This is a genomic window from Curtobacterium sp. NPDC098951 (assembly GCF_044759965.1).
Lineage (GTDB): Bacteria > Actinomycetota > Actinomycetes > Actinomycetales > Microbacteriaceae > Curtobacterium.
Genome location: NZ_JBIWAG010000007.1, coordinates 131118 through 147087, shown reverse-complemented (window position 1 = coordinate 147087; position 15970 = coordinate 131118). Strand labels below are relative to the sequence as shown.

17 protein-coding genes, 1 pseudogene and 1 riboswitch are annotated in these 15970 nt (G+C 74.2%); of the genes and pseudogenes, 6 read left to right on the top strand and 12 right to left on the bottom strand.

Annotated elements, in window-relative coordinates; genetic code table 11:
- Positions 1–65 precede the first annotated feature (65 nt).
- Complete coding sequence (locus ACIQUC_RS16965) at positions 66–614, top strand: TetR/AcrR family transcriptional regulator (RefSeq protein ID WP_022906223.1); 549 nt, start codon at positions 66–68, stop codon at positions 612–614.
- Between the two features lie 66 nt (positions 615–680).
- The gene (locus ACIQUC_RS16960) at positions 681–851 is read left to right on the top strand and encodes a hypothetical protein (RefSeq protein ID WP_022906224.1); all 171 of its coding nucleotides are present in this window, start codon (positions 681–683) and stop codon (positions 849–851) included.
- 177 nt (positions 852–1028) lie between these two features.
- Here ACIQUC_RS16960 and ribH read toward each other — a convergent pair whose 3' ends face one another.
- From ribH to ACIQUC_RS16925, 7 genes and pseudogenes are all read right to left on the bottom strand, one after another.
- A complete protein-coding gene (gene ribH / locus ACIQUC_RS16955; RefSeq protein WP_022906225.1) occupies positions 1029–1508 on the bottom strand; it encodes a 6,7-dimethyl-8-ribityllumazine synthase in 480 nt (159 codons plus the stop codon).
- 29 nt (positions 1509–1537) lie between these two features.
- Positions 1538–2206, bottom strand: a pseudogene (gene ribB / locus ACIQUC_RS16950) (3,4-dihydroxy-2-butanone-4-phosphate synthase); the annotation flags it as partial.
- A complete protein-coding gene (locus tag ACIQUC_RS16945) occupies positions 2206–2865 on the bottom strand; it encodes a riboflavin synthase (RefSeq protein WP_402269219.1) in 660 nt (219 codons plus the stop codon). The pseudogene ribB and the gene ACIQUC_RS16945, both read right to left, overlap by 1 nt.
- 89 nt (positions 2866–2954) lie before the next feature.
- Positions 2955–3089, bottom strand: a riboswitch (FMN riboswitch).
- A gap of 193 nt (positions 3090–3282) precedes the next feature.
- Complete coding sequence (locus ACIQUC_RS16940; protein ID WP_402269217.1) at positions 3283–5718, bottom strand: bifunctional lysylphosphatidylglycerol flippase/synthetase MprF; 2436 nt, start codon at positions 5716–5718, stop codon at positions 3283–3285.
- Positions 5715–7028, bottom strand: a complete 1314-nt coding sequence (locus ACIQUC_RS16935) for an alpha/beta hydrolase (protein ID WP_402269215.1) — start codon at positions 7026–7028, stop codon at positions 5715–5717. The genes ACIQUC_RS16940 and ACIQUC_RS16935 overlap by 4 nt, the downstream gene beginning before the upstream one ends.
- 167 nt (positions 7029–7195) lie before the next feature.
- The gene (locus ACIQUC_RS16930) at positions 7196–8854 is read right to left on the bottom strand and encodes a chaplin family protein (RefSeq protein ID WP_402269213.1); all 1659 of its coding nucleotides are present in this window, start codon (positions 8852–8854) and stop codon (positions 7196–7198) included.
- Positions 8855–8945: 91 nt separating this feature from the next.
- On the bottom strand, positions 8946–10388 hold the full coding sequence (locus ACIQUC_RS16925; RefSeq protein WP_402269211.1) for a hypothetical protein: 1443 nt from the start codon (positions 10386–10388) through the stop codon (positions 8946–8948).
- A 111-nt stretch (positions 10389–10499) separates the two neighbouring features.
- Between ACIQUC_RS16925 and ACIQUC_RS16920 the strand changes: the two genes are divergently transcribed.
- On the top strand, positions 10500–10931 hold the full coding sequence (locus ACIQUC_RS16920; RefSeq protein ID WP_402269209.1) for a GNAT family N-acetyltransferase: 432 nt from the start codon (positions 10500–10502) through the stop codon (positions 10929–10931).
- Between the two features lie 25 nt (positions 10932–10956).
- On the opposite strand, the gene ACIQUC_RS16915 is transcribed toward ACIQUC_RS16920, so the two are convergent.
- Positions 10957–11484: an Lrp/AsnC family transcriptional regulator gene (locus ACIQUC_RS16915; protein ID WP_022908233.1), complete on the bottom strand. Its 528-nt coding sequence runs from the start codon at positions 11482–11484 to the stop codon at positions 10957–10959.
- Positions 11485–11769: 285 nt separating this feature from the next.
- On the opposite strand from ACIQUC_RS16915, the gene ACIQUC_RS16910 reads away from it, so the two are divergent.
- Positions 11770–12180, top strand: coding sequence for a phage holin family protein (locus ACIQUC_RS16910; RefSeq protein ID WP_402269207.1), 411 nt, complete (start codon positions 11770–11772; stop codon positions 12178–12180).
- A gap of 9 nt (positions 12181–12189) precedes the next feature.
- Here ACIQUC_RS16910 and ACIQUC_RS16905 read toward each other — a convergent pair whose 3' ends face one another.
- Together ACIQUC_RS16905 and ACIQUC_RS16900 are read right to left on the bottom strand one after the other, a co-directional pair.
- Positions 12190–12696 (bottom strand): hypothetical protein, encoded by a 507-nt coding sequence (locus tag ACIQUC_RS16905; protein WP_402269205.1) that lies wholly within the window; start codon positions 12694–12696, stop codon positions 12190–12192.
- A gap of 37 nt (positions 12697–12733) precedes the next feature.
- Positions 12734–13123 carry a DUF5997 family protein gene (locus tag ACIQUC_RS16900; protein ID WP_022908236.1) on the bottom strand — a complete coding sequence of 130 codons (390 nt, stop codon included), beginning with the start codon at positions 13121–13123 and terminating at the stop codon, positions 12734–12736.
- Positions 13124–13156: 33 nt separating this feature from the next.
- On the opposite strand from ACIQUC_RS16900, the gene ACIQUC_RS16895 reads away from it, so the two are divergent.
- Positions 13157–13918, top strand: coding sequence for a LysR family transcriptional regulator substrate-binding protein (locus ACIQUC_RS16895; protein ID WP_402269203.1), 762 nt, complete (start codon positions 13157–13159; stop codon positions 13916–13918).
- Positions 13915–14385: an N-acetyltransferase gene (locus ACIQUC_RS16890; protein ID WP_022908238.1), complete on the top strand. Its 471-nt coding sequence runs from the start codon at positions 13915–13917 to the stop codon at positions 14383–14385. Before ACIQUC_RS16895 ends, ACIQUC_RS16890 begins: the two co-directional genes overlap by 4 nt.
- 1 nt (position 14386) lies before the next feature.
- On the opposite strand, the gene ACIQUC_RS16885 is transcribed toward ACIQUC_RS16890, so the two are convergent.
- On the bottom strand, positions 14387–15196 hold the full coding sequence (locus ACIQUC_RS16885; protein WP_083858046.1) for a DJ-1/PfpI family protein: 810 nt from the start codon (positions 15194–15196) through the stop codon (positions 14387–14389).
- Between the two features lie 37 nt (positions 15197–15233).
- Positions 15234–15851, bottom strand: a complete 618-nt coding sequence (locus ACIQUC_RS16880) for a DNA-3-methyladenine glycosylase I (protein WP_402269200.1) — start codon at positions 15849–15851, stop codon at positions 15234–15236.
- Positions 15852–15970: the final 119 nt, after the last annotated feature.

The window sequence follows — 15970 nt, the reverse complement described above, 5'->3', positions numbered from 1 at the left end:
CCCGCGGCGCCTGCGCACCCGTGCGCTGCACACGCGTCGCGCGCGTCCCATGGCAGACTTCCGGCATGGCAAGCGCCCGCGATCGTGTCCTGGACAGCTTCGTCGCCATCGTGTGCGAGGAAGGAGAGCGTCCGGCGACCCTCGACGCCGTGGCCGCCCGGGCCGGGGTCTCCAAGGGTGGACTGCTCTACCACTTCGGCTCGAAGGCCGCCCTGGTCGAGGGCCTGTGCGAGCGCCTGTCCGACCTCTCCGCCATCGACGTCGACCGCATGCGTGACGCCGAGGACGGGGCCGCCCGCTACTTCGTCCGGAACTGCCAGTTCGTCGGCAGCGAGCTCGACCTCGCCCTCCTCGCCGCGAGTCGCCTGCAGCAGGCCGGCTACGAGGAGGCCGGCCGGACCCTCGACGACACCGAGAACGCCTGGCTGGCGACGCTCGTCGACTCGCTCGGGGACGCACCCACCGCGCAGGCGATCAAGCTCCTCGGCGACGGGCTGTACCACGCGGCGTCGCTCGGGGCCGCGAGCGACGTGCGACCGGACCGCGCGTCCGTGGACATGGAGTCGCTCCTCGCCGTCGTCGACCGCCTGATCGCCACCCGTCCCGGCGCGTGAACCGCGATCCCCGCTCCTGGGGATAGACTGGGTCCGATCCACCCGCCTGATTCCGGAGGTACCACTGTGGGCCGCGTCATCGCCGCTGTTTTCTCGATCCTGCTGCTGCTGGTTTCGATGTACCTGTTCGGCTTCGCGTTCCAGGTGAGCTCGGGTCAGGCGTTCATCTTCATGGGCGGCGTCCTGCTCATGTGTCTCTCCTTCTTCCTGCCGATCCACGTGTTCGGCAAGCGGTAGTCGCCCGACACCGCACGACGAACGGCCCCGCACCTGAAGAGGTGCGGGGCCGTTCGTCGTCCAGGCGTGCAGCGTCGAACCAGGGTTCCGACATCGCACCGGGCGCGACCCGCCGTTCGATGTCGGAAACGTGGTTCGATCACCCACCGGCCCGGCGCGCCAGGAGGCGCGGGTCGGCTACGCGAGCACGCGCAGCCGGCGCAGGGTCACCGCCGTCGACACGGCGGCGTGCACGGCCTCGGCACCCTTGTCCTCCTTCGAGCCGGGCAGCCCGGCACGGTCGATGCCCTGCTGCTCGTCGTCGAGGGTCAGCACGCCGAAGCCGACCGGCTTGCCGGTGTCGATCGCGACGCGCGTGAGTCCGCTGGTCGCCGCGTCCGAGACGTACTCGAAGTGCGGGGTGCCGCCGCGGATGATCACGCCGAGGGCGACCGCCGCGTCGAAGCCTGCCTCGAGGGCGGCCTTGGCGACGACGGGCAGCTCGAAGCTACCAGGGACGGGGATGACCTCTGCCGAGGCGCCGAGGCGTTCGACCTCGCGCTGCGCGCCGGCGAGGAGGCCGCCGGCGATCTCGTCGTGCCACTGCCCGGCGACGATCGCCACCCGGATGCCGCTGCCGTCGACGTGGTCGCGTTCCGCCGCGCCTGCTCCGCTCATCGTGCTGTTCCTTCCGTGGGTGCGGACTCCGCCGCCGCCCGGTCTGCCGCGTCCAGCCACTCGGCGAGTGCGGCGATGGTGATGACGGGCACGCCGGCGCGTGCCCCGAGTCCGAGGAGTCCCGGCAGGCGCATCATGCTGCCGTCCTCGTCGACGATCTCGCAGATCGCCGCGGCGGGACGCAGCCCCGCGGCGGTGACGAGGTCGATCGCTGCTTCGGTGTGCCCCGCACGCTCGCGGACGCCGCCCGGCCGCGCCCGCAGCGGGACGACGTGCCCGGGGCGGTGCAGGTCGTCGCGGACGGACGCCGGGTCGGCGAGGACGCGCAACGTTCGGGCACGGTCGTGCGCGCTGATGCCGGTCGTGACGCCGACCGCGGCGTCGACGGTGACGGTGTAGGCGGTCCCGCGGACGTCCTCGTTGTGGACGACCATCGGGGGGAGGTCGAGGGCGTCGGCGATCTCGACGCTCACCGGCGCGCAGATGAAGCCGGACGAGTGCGCCACGGTCCAGGCGATCCACTCGGGGGTGGCGAGCTCGGCGGAGAGGATGACGTCGCCCTCGTTCTCACGGTCCTCGTCGTCGGCGACGATCACCGGACGCCCGGCCGCGATGGCGGCGATCGCCTCGTCCACGGTCGACAGCCCGAGGGCGCCGGGCGTGGCCGCCTGCGGGACCGGACGTGCCCCGGCGACCATCACCGTGCCTCCTGGCCGAGCGCAGCCGTCTCGAGCGGCCGCACCGCGGCGTCGAGCCGCAGCATCCGCCGGACGTGCCGGGCGAGGACGTCGGTCTCGATGTTCACGCGGCCCCCAGGGACGCGTGCGCCGAGGGTCGTGGCCTCGAGCGTCTCGGGGATGAGGCTCACCTCGAACCAGGCGTCCGCGGCCGGGGTGTCCTCGGTGGACACGGCGCTGACCGTCAGCGAGACGCCGTCGATCGCGATCGAGCCCTTGTCGACGACCAGGGGGCTGAGGTCCGGCGCGAGCGAGAACCGGACGCGCCGCCAGCCGTCGCCGTCCGCGGTCTCGAGGACGGTGGCGGTGCCGTCGACGTGCCCCTGCACGATGTGCCCGCCGAGCCGGTCGCCGACCGAGGCCGCACGCTCGAGGTTGAGCCGGTCGCCGACCGCGAGCGCCCCGTGCGCGCTCATGTCGAGCGTCTGCTTCATCACGAAGGCCGTGAAGGTCTCCGGGGTCTGCTCGACGACGGTCAGGCAGACGCCGCTCGTCGCGATGGAGTCGCCGTGTCGGGCGTCCTGGACCACGATGGGCCCGCGGACGGTGAGCGCGACGGAGTCGCCGTGCTGCTCGACGGCGGTGACGGTGCCGAGTTCCTCGATGATGCCGGTGAACACTGGTGTCCTCTCAACGGGACTCCGGGGGTGTTCGACGATCGTCGGCATCGACGGACGGACGCACCACCTGCGTGGTCACGTGTCGTCCGCCAGCGCGCCTCCCATCCGGACTTTCACCGTCGGTCCCGGAATCCCACCGGGTCAACCTCTGCCGGGTTCGCACCCGTCATCAGTTCGTGGACTGTCACCACCGGTTCGGACTTGCACCGACCCCGGAGCGCTTGCGTACCGGGAACGATACCCCAACCAGGTGACGGACACGTTGCGCCGGTTCCGCGGACGTAACCGGACGTCGCGCGCTCGCGCCTGCGGGCCGGGAGGCGCGGTGCGGCCGGTCCACACGGCGCGCGTCCGCCGGTCGGTGCCGTGGGCCGCGGGGCGGACCGCCGCCGCGCCTCCCGGCCCCGCGTGGCGCGCTCAGCCGCGTCCGCGGGCCAGCGCCACCGCCTGCCGGAGCGACAGGTCGGGCAGGTACGCGCGGACCACGGCGATCCCGATCGACGGCAGCGCGACGGGGTCCGGGTAGGCGAGCACGAGCGGGTGCAGGTCGGGACCGAACTTCTGCTTGAAGCGCAGCAGCGACCGGAACCCGTACACCGGCTCGAGCACGCCGCCGACGAGGTCGAGCAGGCTCTGCACGCCGTCCGCCGGCTGGGCGCTCTCGGCGGCCTGGGCGAGCGGCGCGGCCGACAGGCTCAGCCGCTCGATCCCGTCCTCGCGCATCCGGTCGGCGGCACTCGCGACGAGGAACTCCATCACCCCGTTCGGAGCGGCCGGCGTGCGACGCATGACGTCGAGCGTCCAGGCCACGACCCGGCCGTCGCGGTGCCCGGGCAGCCAGCTCGTGACCGCGAGGACGGTGCCCTCCTCGTCCTGGGCGACGAGGGTGCGCACGGCGGGGTCGCGCATCTCGTCGACCCCGCCGAGGGTGAAGCCCATCTCGGGGAGCTCGCGCTCGGCGACCCACTCCTCCGAGATGGCCTCGATCTGCCTCGTGGTGGCCGCCGGCAGCTGCTGCCAGCTCGACCAGGTGGCGGTGAGGCCCTCGCGTGCCGCCTTGTTCACGGAGGTCCGGACGTCCTGCTTCTTCTTCCCGCTCGTGGTCCAGGTGCGGGGGTCGAAGTCGGCGTCCTCGGCGACGGGGAGGGTGCCCCACCCCTGCGCAGTGAGGACACCGGCCGTCTCCGCACCGATCCCGTAGAACACCGCGGTCCACCCGTTGTCGTCGCACCACCGGGCGAAGGCGGTCATCGCGGCCGCTCGCGCGTCGGGCCAGCCGAACGGCCCGCCGACCGTCACCGCGACCCGGCCGTTCCGGCGGAAGGCGACGCCGGCGCGACCGTCCTCGGCGAACCAGTAGGCGTTCCCCTGCCAGGTCGTCATCCAGCCGAAGGCGTCCCCGCCGCCGGCGACGAGCAGGGCCCGGGCGCGCTCGCGGTCGGCGTGCGTGGCGTCGGCGTCCGCGTCGGGCTCGACGGCACCGGTCGGCCGGACGGCGGCGATCGCGACGACCGTCCAGAGCACCGGTCCGCTCAGCCCGAGCACGAGCCGGAGCGCGTGGTCGAGGGACGGCAGCCGGTCCCACGAGCTGACCGGCGCGAGGGGTCCGAGCACGGCGAGCGCCAGGCGCAGCGGGTCCTCGACGTGGTGTGCCGACGACGCTGCGACGACGAGCACGACGACGACGAGGCCGATGGCCGCCGCCCCGACGGTCACCGCGAAGGTCACGACACGGCGTCGACTGGTGAGGACCGTGAACGACCGCCGCAGCAGGACGAGGACGACGGCGGTGCCGAGCGGGACGACGATGGACGCGACGATCGACACGTCCGTGACGAACGGGTCCTGGACGCCGTGCAGCGCGACGGTGCGCCCCGGGACGAGGCCGTACGTGATCGCCGCGGCGACGGCGGTCACGGTGTCGACGACCACCACGAGCCACACCGCGAACCGGCTGCCGCGGAAGAGTCCGAGGCCGCCGACGACGAGCACGAGGAGCGGCGCCACGGCGAGCAGGAGGGTCCAGGGGCTCGTCGTGTGGAACGTGAGGAGGCCGCGGAGGCACTCCCCCGGCACCCCGTCCGACCGGCACCCCCGCACGGGCGACACCGGCCCCTGGCCGACGACCGCGGCGATCGGCGCGAGGAGCCCGACGCGCGCGCGGGAGACGAGCGCGATGACCGGGCCGACGGCGGACACGAGCACGGCGGTGCCGAGCAGCACCCGGGTCTCACGGTGCGAGCTCCGCACCCAGCCCTGCCGCTTCGGGGTGCGGCGGAGGAGCTCGCCGAGCACCCAGCCGGCGGCCGCGGCGAGGACGGCGGACAGGTCGGAGACGTGCCCGGCGTACAGCAGCAGCGCGGCCACCACGGCCAGCGCGTTCACCCGGATCCGGCGGCGCCACAGGGTGCCCGCGAAGGCACTCGCGGTGACGACCGTGCCGACGATGGCGGTCCACGGGTCGAAGCTCGTGGCACGGCCGAGCACCATCGGCACCGCACCCCGACCGTCGAGGTCGACGAGCACGGCGAACGCGGCGATCCCCGTGCCCACGATCGTCGTCACCACGAACGCCAGCGCCGTCCGCCACGACCCCATCAGCCGCTCCGACGACCCGACGAGGACGACCACCCCGGCGAGCGTCACCAGCAGGGCGAGGACGCCGGTCGAGGCGGCGAAGACGCGGAACGGCCCGAACACCGTCGCCTGTGCGCCGTGCTGCAGGCGGAGGACGAACGCGAGCGTCGAGGTCGCGAGCACGAGGACGACGATCGCGGTGGTGACCGGACGCGTCACGACGAGGCGGCGGACGGTCGACACCGCCTGGGACACCCTGCCGGCGGCGGCGCTCACAGCGGACCGTTCGCGGGGAGACCGAGGTGCGCGAGCACCGACGGCAGACCGTGCGCGAGGACGTACCGGACGGTGTTCCAGTCGTGCGCCGAGCCCGGCGACACGACCAGTTGCGTGCTGATGCCCTCGGACTCGGCCGCTGCCCGGAGCGTGGCGGTGGACGCCTTGTACGGGGCGTCGTCGCCACCGACCCCGAAGACGACGAGGTGGTCGGCGTAGCGGCCGTGCGCGCGCATCTCGGCGATCGGCGTCGCCGCGTCGTACGCCGACCGGGATCCGTCGAACCCGACCGCGATGGTGTGCTGCAGGCTGCCGTTCTTCGGTGCGAGCTCGCTGGAGATCGCCAGGGTCGACCCGAAGACGTCCGGGTGGGCCGACGAGAACTGCATCGCGCACGTCGCCCCCTCGGAGAACCCGACGACGCCCCAGCCCGAGGGCGCGGTGGCGACCGCGAGGTGCTTGCGGATCCAGTCGACGGTGTCGGTCATGACGTAGGTCTCACTGCGGCCGAGGCGCCGGGAGTCGACGCACATCGGGTTGCGGTTCGGCGCGCCGAGCTGGTCCGGCGCGACGACGATCGGCGCGAGGCCGTCGTGGGCTGCAGCGTACCGGTCGAGGTACTGCCCCATGTTCCCGGTCTGGAAGAGGTCCGACGGCTCGCCGGGCTGCCCGGAGAGCGCCACGAGCACGGGGAGCGCCGGAGCGTTCCGCACCTGGGCGGCCGGCGGCAGCCAGACGACGGCCTTCCGTGCGTGGAAGTGCGAGATCGTGCCGGGGATCTTCGCGCTGAAGGTCTCGCCCCGCTTCGGCATGTCCGCGGGTGCGTGCCAGTCGTGCAGGTCGACCAGCCGCTGCACCGTCGGGTTGCGCTCGGCGAGGTCCCGGGTCTTGTAGGGGTTCGTCGCGATGGCCTGCTCGACGTTCTTGTAGAAGCCGAAGTCGACGTTGACCCCGAGCCCCGCCGCCAGCAGCAGGCTCGCGGCGGCGGCGACCGCGACCACCCGACCGGTCCACCCACCCTGCACGAGCAGCACGACGAGCAGCAGCACGCCGGCACACGCGAAGGCGACCCACATGCGGGTCACCGGGGTGAAGGCGACACCGAACGCGTCCTGGACGTCCCCGAACCACCAGACGAGCGCCAGCCCGACGGCGGCACCGACCACGAGGGCGGCGACCCGGACGAGTACCCGACCGAGCGACCTCGGCCGGGCGAGGAGCGCCCACACGACGAGTGCGGCGGCGATGACGTCGACCGGCACGAGGACGTTGGAGCCCGTGATGGGGATGCGCAGGAGGTCGTGGAACACGCTCTCATCGTGGCGCTGCCCCGCTGCCGGGCGGCCCCGGAGGCGCTTCTGCTCCGCACAGGTTCACCATTGTCGGCTCCCAGGCAGCCTTCGGCATGCGTCCAGCTGTCCGCGGACACGGGTGTGAGGGGCACCGCGGCACGGTGCCCCTCACGGTCCGCCCGACGTCAGTGCTGCCGGCGCAGCACCATGGTCGCCGCTCCGGCGAGGAGCAGCAGCAGGGCGAGGGCCGCCGGGAGGGCCGGCGACGGCGCTCCCGTGTACGCCAGGGCCGGCTGCGTGCCCGACCCGTCCGCGGCAGCCTGGGCGACGGTCGCGGTGCCGGTCGTGGTGGCGACGAGCGTCGCGGTCCGGGAGGCGCTGGTCACCGCGGCGACGTCGGTCACCGTCGCGGGGGCGGTCACCGTTCCGGGTGTGGTGCCGTCGCCGGCGCCGGTGCCGCCGCCGGGCGTCGTGCCGTCACCGGGCGTGGTGCCGTCGCCGGGGTCGGTGCCGCCACCGGGCGTGGTGCCGTCACCGGGGTCGGTGCCGCCACCGGGCGTCGTGCCGTCACCGGGGTCGGTGCCGCCACCGGGGGTCGTGCCGCCGCCGGGCGTGGTGGTGCTGGTGCCGTCGCCCACGATGCCGATCCCGTTGCCGCCGACGGTGATCGGGAGGCTGATGACCGGCGTGACCTGGCTGCCCGACAGGAGTCCCCCGTCACCGGAGGTGGAGCCTCCCGTGGTGGGCGTCGTGGTCCCGCTGGTCGGGGCGGTCGAGCCCGAGCCCGAGCTCGTGCCGTCGCCGAGGACGCCGATGCCGTTCCCGCCGATGGTCACCGGGACGGACACCACCGGGGACACCTGCGTGCCCGAGGCCGTGCCGTCCGCACCCGAGGTGGAACCACCCGCGGCCGGTGTGGTCGTCCCGGTCGCCGGGGTCGCTGCCCCGGTCGAGGTGCCGTCGCCGAGCAGCCCGATGCCGTTGCCCGACACCGTCACCGGCACCGCGACCGCACCGAGGACCTGCGTCCCCGAGAGCACTCCGTCGCTGCCGGAGGTCGAACCACCAGCGGTCGGCGTCGTGGTCCCGGTCGCCGGGCTCGTCGAACCCGTGCTCGTCCCGTCACCGACGAGGCCGATGCCGTTGCCACCGATCGTCACCGGGACCGACACCACCGGGGACACCTGCGTGCCCGAGGCCGTGCCGTCCGACCCGGAGGTCGAACCACCCGCGGTCGACGTCCTGGTCCCGGTCGCCGGAGCGGTTGCCCCTGCCGAGGTGCCGTCGCCGACGAGGCCGATGCCGTTGCCCGACACCGTCACCGGGACGGCCACCACCGGCGCGACCTGCGTGCCCGACGCCGTGCCGTCCGACCCGGAGGTCGTCGGTGCCGCGGCGGGCGCTGCAGCCGGGGCCGCCGGAGCAGCCGGAGCAGCCGGGGCCGCAGCGGGTGTTGCGGCAGCGGCAGCGTCGCCACCGATGGCGATCGCGTTGCCCGAGACCTGCACGGGCGCGGTCACCGCGGGCACCACCTGGGTCCCGGACGCGATGCCGTCAGCGCCCGACGTGGACGGCGACGCGGCAGGAGCCGGAGCCGAGGACGACGGTGCGGCCGGAGTCGCCGGCGCTGCGGGTCGGGTGACCGACGACACGGCATCACCGAGGACCCCGAGTGCGTTGCCGGTCGCGGACACCGGCGCGTCGATCGACGGCGCCACCTGCGTGCCCGAGGCGGTGCCGTCCGCACCGGAGGTCGTCGCCGCGTTCGCCGCGACCGCACCCCCGAGCGTCAGACCGCCGACGAAGAGGGCGAACCAGAGCCCTCTCGAGACGTACTTGTTCATGATCGTTGCTCCCTGATCGAGATGAGATGTGGGCCGACCGCGGGAGGCGGCCGGTGGTGCGTGCCTGCCGTGCCGGACAGGCGCACCGATCTCAGTCAGGGGCGACGTCGTGCTCGCCGACGACCGACGCGGGGACGGCGTCGTCGGAGAGGGTGCCGCGTGACCCCGCGGCGAGGGAGACCTGGTCGTCGGAACCGACGATGCCGACGGCTGCTGTCGACCCGGCGGAACCGGCAGCGCTGCCACCGAGGGCACCCGCTCCGGAGGGGTCCGCGGGGCCGTCGAACGTGACGCCGTGCCCCACCGGGACGAGGAGTGCCCGCCCGCCGTACGTCGCGTCCCGAACGGTCGACACCGAGGCCACGGCCGCCGGGTCCACGGACACGGAGCCCCCGGCCGCGGGACGGTGCGCGGCGGGTTCGGGGACGACGGCCAGGGCGCCGGCACCCGCGGTGTCCGGTGCGGAGGCCGCCTGCGGCGGGACGGACGCCACGGGGGTCGTGGACCCGCCGCTCACCGGGCCGGTGGGGACGTCGACGACGGGATCCGCGCCTCCCGGCAGGACGCCGCCGACCGTCGGGGGCAGGTCGGTGACGACCTCCGGGACCGAGCCGACGACCGCGCCGACGCCGCCGAGGGTGTCGTCCACGAGACCGGCGACCGGGCCGGTGACGGTCCCGAGGGTGTCGTCACCGAGCACGGACCGGACGACCGGGACGCCGCCGACCACGCCGTCGAGCGTGTGCACGACGGTGGTGACTGGGCGCACGTCGGCGAGGGTCGGGACGGTACCGGTGACGGGATCGAGCACCCTCGCGACCGTGTCGGTGACGGGCCTGGAGGCGCTGCTCGCCTCCCCGGGTCCGGCCTGCGGCCCGTCGGTGGTCGCGTCGGTCGGCGCCACGGGCGCCGTGTTTGTAAGCGCCGCGGGCGCTGTGTCTGCCGGCGCGGCGGGCGCTGTGTCTGCCGGCGCGGCGTGGGCGGCCGAGGTCGGGGCGGTGGCCGTTGCGGGTGCGGGTGCTGCCGGAGCGGGGCTCGACGACTGGGCGGAGGCGGGCGCGTGCAGGGCGGGAGCCGGCGCGTGCGCGGCGGGAGCGGGCGCGGCGGGAGCGGCGTGCGTCGGTGCGGCAGGGGCGGCCTGCGTCGGTGCGGCCGGGGCGGCGTGCGTCGGTGCGGCCGGGGCGGCGTGCGTCGGTGCGGCCGGGGCGGCGTGCGTCGGTGCGGCCGGGGCGGCGTGCGTCGGTGCGGCCGGGGCCGGAGCGGCAGGTGCGACAGCCGTCCGGACCGGATCGACGACCCGCTCCACGGTGTGCCCGACCCCGCCGGCGACCCCGTGGACGGTGTCGCCGAGGCCGTCGACGACCCCGCCGACCAGGCTGCGGTCGTGCGACTGCACGGGCGTCGGTGCGGACGCCGCCGAGGCAGGTCGAGCCCCGAGGACGAGCGAGAGCAGCACGAGGGCAGCGGCGATGCCGACGCCGAACACGACGTACCGGAGCACCACGCGCCAGGGTGCGCGCAACGGCTGGTCCATGCGCTCACCTCCTGATCTCGGCTGCGCACGTAGAGTGGTTGTCCGGCAATGTACGCCACTCGGTTCCGGATCGCATCCCGTTTCGGAAGAAATCGTCAGGAAAGGCCGGTCTTGGTCTCGATCTTCAACGCCCCCACGCGCAACCTGGACGTCGTCACCCTGCACGAGATCCTGCGCCTCCGGCAGGACGTGTTCGTGGTCGAGCAGGCCGCCGCCTACGCGGACATCGACGGCCGCGACCTCGAGCCCGGGACGCTGCAGTTCTGGGCGGGACAGGGCTCGGTCGACGCGACGCTCCGGCTCCTGCGCGAGGCGGACGGCACCGAGCGCATCGGCCGGGTCGCCACCGCGAAGGCCGCCAGGGGGCAGGGTCTGTCCTCGCGCCTGATGGAGGCCGCGATCGCCGAGGCACGCTCGGCGCGCATCGCGATCGACGCGCAGGCACACCTCGAGCAGTGGTACGCCCGCTTCGGGTTCGTGCGCTCGGGCGCCGACTTCAACGAGGACGGGATCCCGCACCTCCCGATGACCCGGACGCGCTGAGCCGCCCCGGTCAGAGGCTTCCGGGTCAGGCCCGCCAGCGCCGGAGCTCGTCGAACGAGCGGCCCTGCTGTGCGCGGTCCGCGACGAGCCGTTCGAACACGATGTTCGTCTGCGTCGTCGCGACCGACGGGTCGCCGCTCAGCTCGTCGGCCACGAAGTCGCGCAGCTGCTCGGTCGACGTGCACGCGATGTGCACGAGGAAGTCCTTGTCGCCCGCGAGGAACGACACGTCCTGCACGACGGGCACCCGGAGCAGGCGCTTCGCGAAGTCCCGGAGCTCGTGGCGTGCGGCGGCGTGCACCCGAACCGAGACCATCGCCTCGATCGCGAAGCCGAGCCGGGCCACGTCCACGTCGGCCCGGTAGCCGCGGATCACCCCGGCGTCCTCGAGCGCCCGGACCCGCGTCAGGCACGTCGACGGTGCGATGCCGACCGCGGCGGCCAGCCGGTTGTTCGGGATGCGGGCGTCGGCGGCCAGGGTCCAGAGGATCCGCTCGTCGACCTCGTCGAGGCGCGGCACGGGGTCGGGGCGGCGGACGTGGCGATCGGACACGGCTCGACGCTACCGCGCCCCGGCACGACCGCGCGTCCGGCGGGACCGCCAGCTCGCGGCAGCACCGTCGTCTTCTCGGCGTGTGACCGTTCCGGTTCGCGATCCTCGGGATCCGCGAACCGGAACCGTCACGCGCCGGACGGAACCTCCCCGTCCGCGCCGCTCCTGGGAACCCGCCGCTCCTGGGAACCCGCCGAACATGCGGACCGCCCCTGTGACGACCACCACCTCCGACGCGTCACCCTGGTGGGCGCGGACGATCGCGCCCCAGGAACTGGAGACACCATGAGCACCGACCACGACGACACGACCACCGGCAAGCCGTCCTTCCGTGACACCGTCACAGCCGGGCTCGTGCAGAAGGCGCTCGAGCCGGTGCTGCGTGCTGTCCGCGACGAGGTCGCATCGGCACGACGTGAGATCGGTGAGCGGGTCAGCGGTGCGAAGTCCGGACTCGTGCTGACCGGCGTCGCCGTGGCCTTCGCGCTGACGACGCTCGTCCTGCTCGCCGGCTTCGTGGTGGCGCTGCTCGCCCTCGCGCTGCCCGTGTGGGCGGCGACCGGGGTCACGCTCGTCGTGTTCGCGGTCGTGACCGCCGTCCTCGCCGCGGTCGGGGTCCGGGGCATCCGTCGCGGTGTCCCGCCCGTGCCGACGGACACGATCCACGAGGCGAAGGACCGGATCACCGGGGCCTGAACGACGTCACTACATCGCGAGCGTCATGCCGACGACCGCGACGGTCATCGCGAAGACTTCGCCGCTCCGGACGGCTCGGCGGTCGTCCCGTGCCCACTCGTACCGGAGCAGCCACCCGCTGAAGGCGCAGTAGCCGATGACGCCCGCGCCGAGCACCGCACTGAGCGCGATGCCGTGCGCCGCGTGGTCGTCGGCGAGACCGGTGGCGTGCCCCATCAGGAGCATGCCCGACATCACGACCGCCGACAGTGCACGGTGGACGTCCATCGGCTCGGCACGGCGGCCGTCGGCGCGGCGGCGGCGCATGACCGGCAGCGGCGCGAGCAGGAGCAGCACCGTGGCTGCGAGGAGCGTCCACACCGCCCCGGCGTGCACGACGGGCAGGAGCATCGCGACGAGCATCACCGCCGCCGGCACGATCACGCCGGGGCGCGGTCGGTACCGGTCCCCCACGATGCAGCACACCGACGCGAACTGCGGCACGACGAGCATGGCGTCGGCGACGGTCTCGTGCACGGCGTGTCCTCGGGCGGCGGGGTGGTGCGGGGTCGGGTCAGTCCTCGGCGCGGGAAGCGGCCTTGGCGGCACGCTCCTGCTTCACGCGGGCGTTCTCCGCGTGCACCGCGGCCTGGGTCGCGCGCTCGCGGACGAGCCACTCGGGCTTCTGCTCGAGCAGCGTCTTGATCTCGGCCGTGGTGAGCGGTTCGTCGATGCCCGCACGGGTCAGCCCTGAGATCGACACGCCGAGCTTCTGCGCCACGACGGGTCGCGGGTGCGGTCCGTCGCGACGGAGGTCCTCGAGCCAGGTCGGGGGTTCCGTGCGGAGTTCGTCGAACGCGGTCCGGCTGATCGGCGCGTCCCGGAAGGTCTCCGGGGCGGCCGCCAGCAGGATGCCGAGCTTCTTCGCGGCCGTCTCGGGCTTCATGGTCTGTTCCTGCGCCATGGACACAAGGGTACGGCCCCTATGCTCGGTTGCATGACCGCGGCACTCACCATCGCCTTCGTGCCGGGGGTGTCCCCTGCGAAGTGGGCCCGCGTCTGGCGCGAACGCTTCCCCACGATCGAGCTCCGACTCCGCCCGATCGGCGCGGACGAGGTCGACGCCGCACTCGCCGGCGAGGCCGACATGGTCTTCGCCCGGGTCCCGGTCTCCGACGCGCACAACGCCATCCCGCTCTGGACCGAGACCGCCGTCGTCGCGATGCCGAAGGACTCCCCGCTCGCGGACCTCGGCGAGGTCGACCTCGCCGCGACCGACGTCCACGTGGTGGACCCCGGCCCGGTGCCGGCCGACGTCGACGCCACCCTCGACCTGGTCGAGGCGAACGTCGGCGTGGCCGTCCTCCCCCAGTCGCTCTTCCGAGCCGCGAGCCGCAAGGAACTCGTCAGCCGCACGCTCGTCGGCTCGTCCGGCACCCGGATCGTGCTCGTCTGGCGCACCGAGGACGCGACCGACACGACCGAGGAGTTCATCGGCGTCGTGCGCGGACGCACCGCGAACAGCTCGCGGGGCGAGCAGGACCAGCCCGGAGGCGCGGCTCCGGACGAGAAGACCGGGTCGCGTCCGGCGAAGGGCGGCGGCAAGGCCGCACCGTCGAACGCGAAGACCGTCGCGAAGCGGGGCGCCACCAAGGGCACCGGCGGCAAGAGCGGCGGCGGGAAGAACTCGACCGGGCGCGGCCGCGTCCAGCGGGGCATGAAGGGCAAGCCGAAGCGCGGGTCGAAGGGCAACCGGTGACCGACACGCACCTCGTCCCGATGCCGACCGAGCGGCTGCCCGGCTGGCTCGAGGACACGATGACCGAGTACGTCGCGTCCCGGATGCGCGCCGGCGAGACCCGGGAGCGCGCCGAAGCGAACAAGCAGGAGTCCCTGGACAAGTGGTTCCCGGACGGTGCGCCGCTGCCGGACCACCTCGTCTGGGACGTCACCGACGGCGCCGATGACGTCGTCGGGTACCTCTGGATCGGGCCGTTCGCGCCGGGCAGCGCCGAGTGGTGGGTGTTCGACGTCGAGATCCACGAGCCGTACCGGCGCCGTGGACACGCCCGCCGGGCACTCGAGCTCGCGCACGAGGCCGCCCGCGCACACGGAGCCCGCTCGATCGGCCTGAACGTCTTCGGCTACAACACCGGTGCGCAGGAGCTGTACGAGCAGCTCGGCTACGGCGTGACCGCGACGCAGATGCGTCTGCCGCTCGACTGACTCAGCGCATCACGGCCGCAGCGGCACGGGCGACGCGCTCGCCGCGGGAGTCCTCGGCGGCGGCCCGGGCGGCCGTCACCACCCGGGTGTCCGCGCGGACGGCGGAGCCGGCGTCGAACGGTGGCTGGGGGTCGTACTCGATCTGGAGCTGGATGGCCTCGGCCGCGGGGCGCCCGGCGAGCTCGGAGGCGAGCCACAGCGCCATGTCGATGCCGGCGCTGACCCCGGCCGCGGTGACGATCGCCCCGTCGTCGACCACGCGGTCGTCCACGGGCTGCGCGCCGAACGCCGCGAGCATCGGCTTCGACGCCCAGTGCGTCGTCGCACGCTTGCCGGCCAGCAGCCCGGCCGCGCCGATGACGAAGGCACCGGTGCAGACCGAGGTCACCCAGGTCGCCCGCTCGGCCTCGCGCCGGACGAAGCCGATCACCGCCGGGTCGAGCATCGCGTCGAAGGCTCCGTCGCCACCGGGGACCACCAGCACGTCCGCCGGGCTCGCGTCCGCGATGGTCGTGGTCGGCACGAGGGACAGGCCGCAGTCGCTCGGGACCGGGTCGAGGGTCGCCGCGACGTACTCCACGCGTGCCCCGGGGACGCGGGACAGCACCTGCGCGGGCCCGGTCAGGTCGAGCTGCGTCAGGCCCGGGAACAACAGGAACGCGATGCGGACCTCGGCGGGGTCGTGCGCCGGGGTGCGGGCATCGGCGTCGCCGGTCGGCTCGGGCGTCGGGACCTCGGCGTCGAGCGGCACCTCGACCACCTCGGAACCGACCGGGTGCACGGGGCGGACGCGCGGGTTCTCGGAGCTCATGGGGCGACCCTAGCCCTGCTCGCCGGACCCGACGGGTTCAGGCCCAGACGCCGGACGTCCCGCGCCGGTGGCTGCCCACGAGGTGCGTGTCGACGATGCCCAGCGCCTCCATCAGCGCGAACATCGTGGTCGGTCCGACGAACGCGAAGCCGCGCTTCCGGAGCGCCTTCGACAGCGCGACGGACTCGTCCGAGGTCGTCGGGACGTCGGCGAAGGTGACCGGTTCCGGCGTCGCCCGGGGCCGGAACGACCAGACGAACTCCGACAGGCCGCCGTCCTGCCGCAGGGCGATCGTGGCGTTCGCGTTCGTGATCGTCGCGAGGATCTTCGCCCGGTTCCGCACGATCCCCGCGTCCGCCATGAGCCGTGCGACGTCGTCCTCGCCGAAGGCCGCCACCGTGTCGACGTGGAAGTCCGCGAAGGCCGCGCGGAACGCGGGGCGCTTCGCCAGGATCGTCCGCCACGAGAGCCCGGACTGGAACGCCTCGAGCGACAGCCGCTCGAACACGCCACGCTCGTCGCGCACCGGCATGCCCCACTCGGTGTCGTAGTAGTCGCGGAGCAGTGCGTCGCTCGACGCCCACACGGGCCGGGCGAGGCCGTCGTCACCCACGACGAGGTCGGACGGGGGTGCGGCGACGTGCTCGGAGCTCATGCCACCATCCTGGCCGTCGCCGCCGCCGGCGGGGCGGGGGGGGGGGGGGGGGGGGGGGCGCGGGGGGGGGGGGGGGGGGGGGGGGGGGGGGGGGGGGGGGGGGGGGGGGGGGGGGTGCG

Coding starts and splice junctions, on each gene's coding strand:
- ACIQUC_RS16895 (WP_402269203.1), top strand. CDS start 13,157: ATGACCGCGGCACTCACCATCGCCTTCGTGCCGGGGGTGTCCCCTGCG.
- ACIQUC_RS16925 (WP_402269211.1), bottom strand. CDS start 10,388: ATGGACCAGCCGTTGCGCGCACCCTGGCGCGTGGTGCTCCGGTACGTC.
- ACIQUC_RS16900 (WP_022908236.1), bottom strand. CDS start 13,123: ATGGCGCAGGAACAGACCATGAAGCCCGAGACGGCCGCGAAGAAGCTC.
- ribH (WP_022906225.1), bottom strand. CDS start 1,508: ATGAGCGGAGCAGGCGCGGCGGAACGCGACCACGTCGACGGCAGCGGC.
- ACIQUC_RS16910 (WP_402269207.1), top strand. CDS start 11,770: ATGAGCACCGACCACGACGACACGACCACCGGCAAGCCGTCCTTCCGT.
- ACIQUC_RS16965 (WP_022906223.1), top strand. CDS start 66: ATGGCAAGCGCCCGCGATCGTGTCCTGGACAGCTTCGTCGCCATCGTG.
- ACIQUC_RS16930 (WP_402269213.1), bottom strand. CDS start 8,854: ATGAACAAGTACGTCTCGAGAGGGCTCTGGTTCGCCCTCTTCGTCGGC.
- ACIQUC_RS16885 (WP_083858046.1), bottom strand. CDS start 15,196: ATGAGCTCCGAGAACCCGCGCGTCCGCCCCGTGCACCCGGTCGGTTCC.
- ACIQUC_RS16880 (WP_402269200.1), bottom strand. CDS start 15,851: ATGAGCTCCGAGCACGTCGCCGCACCCCCGTCCGACCTCGTCGTGGGT.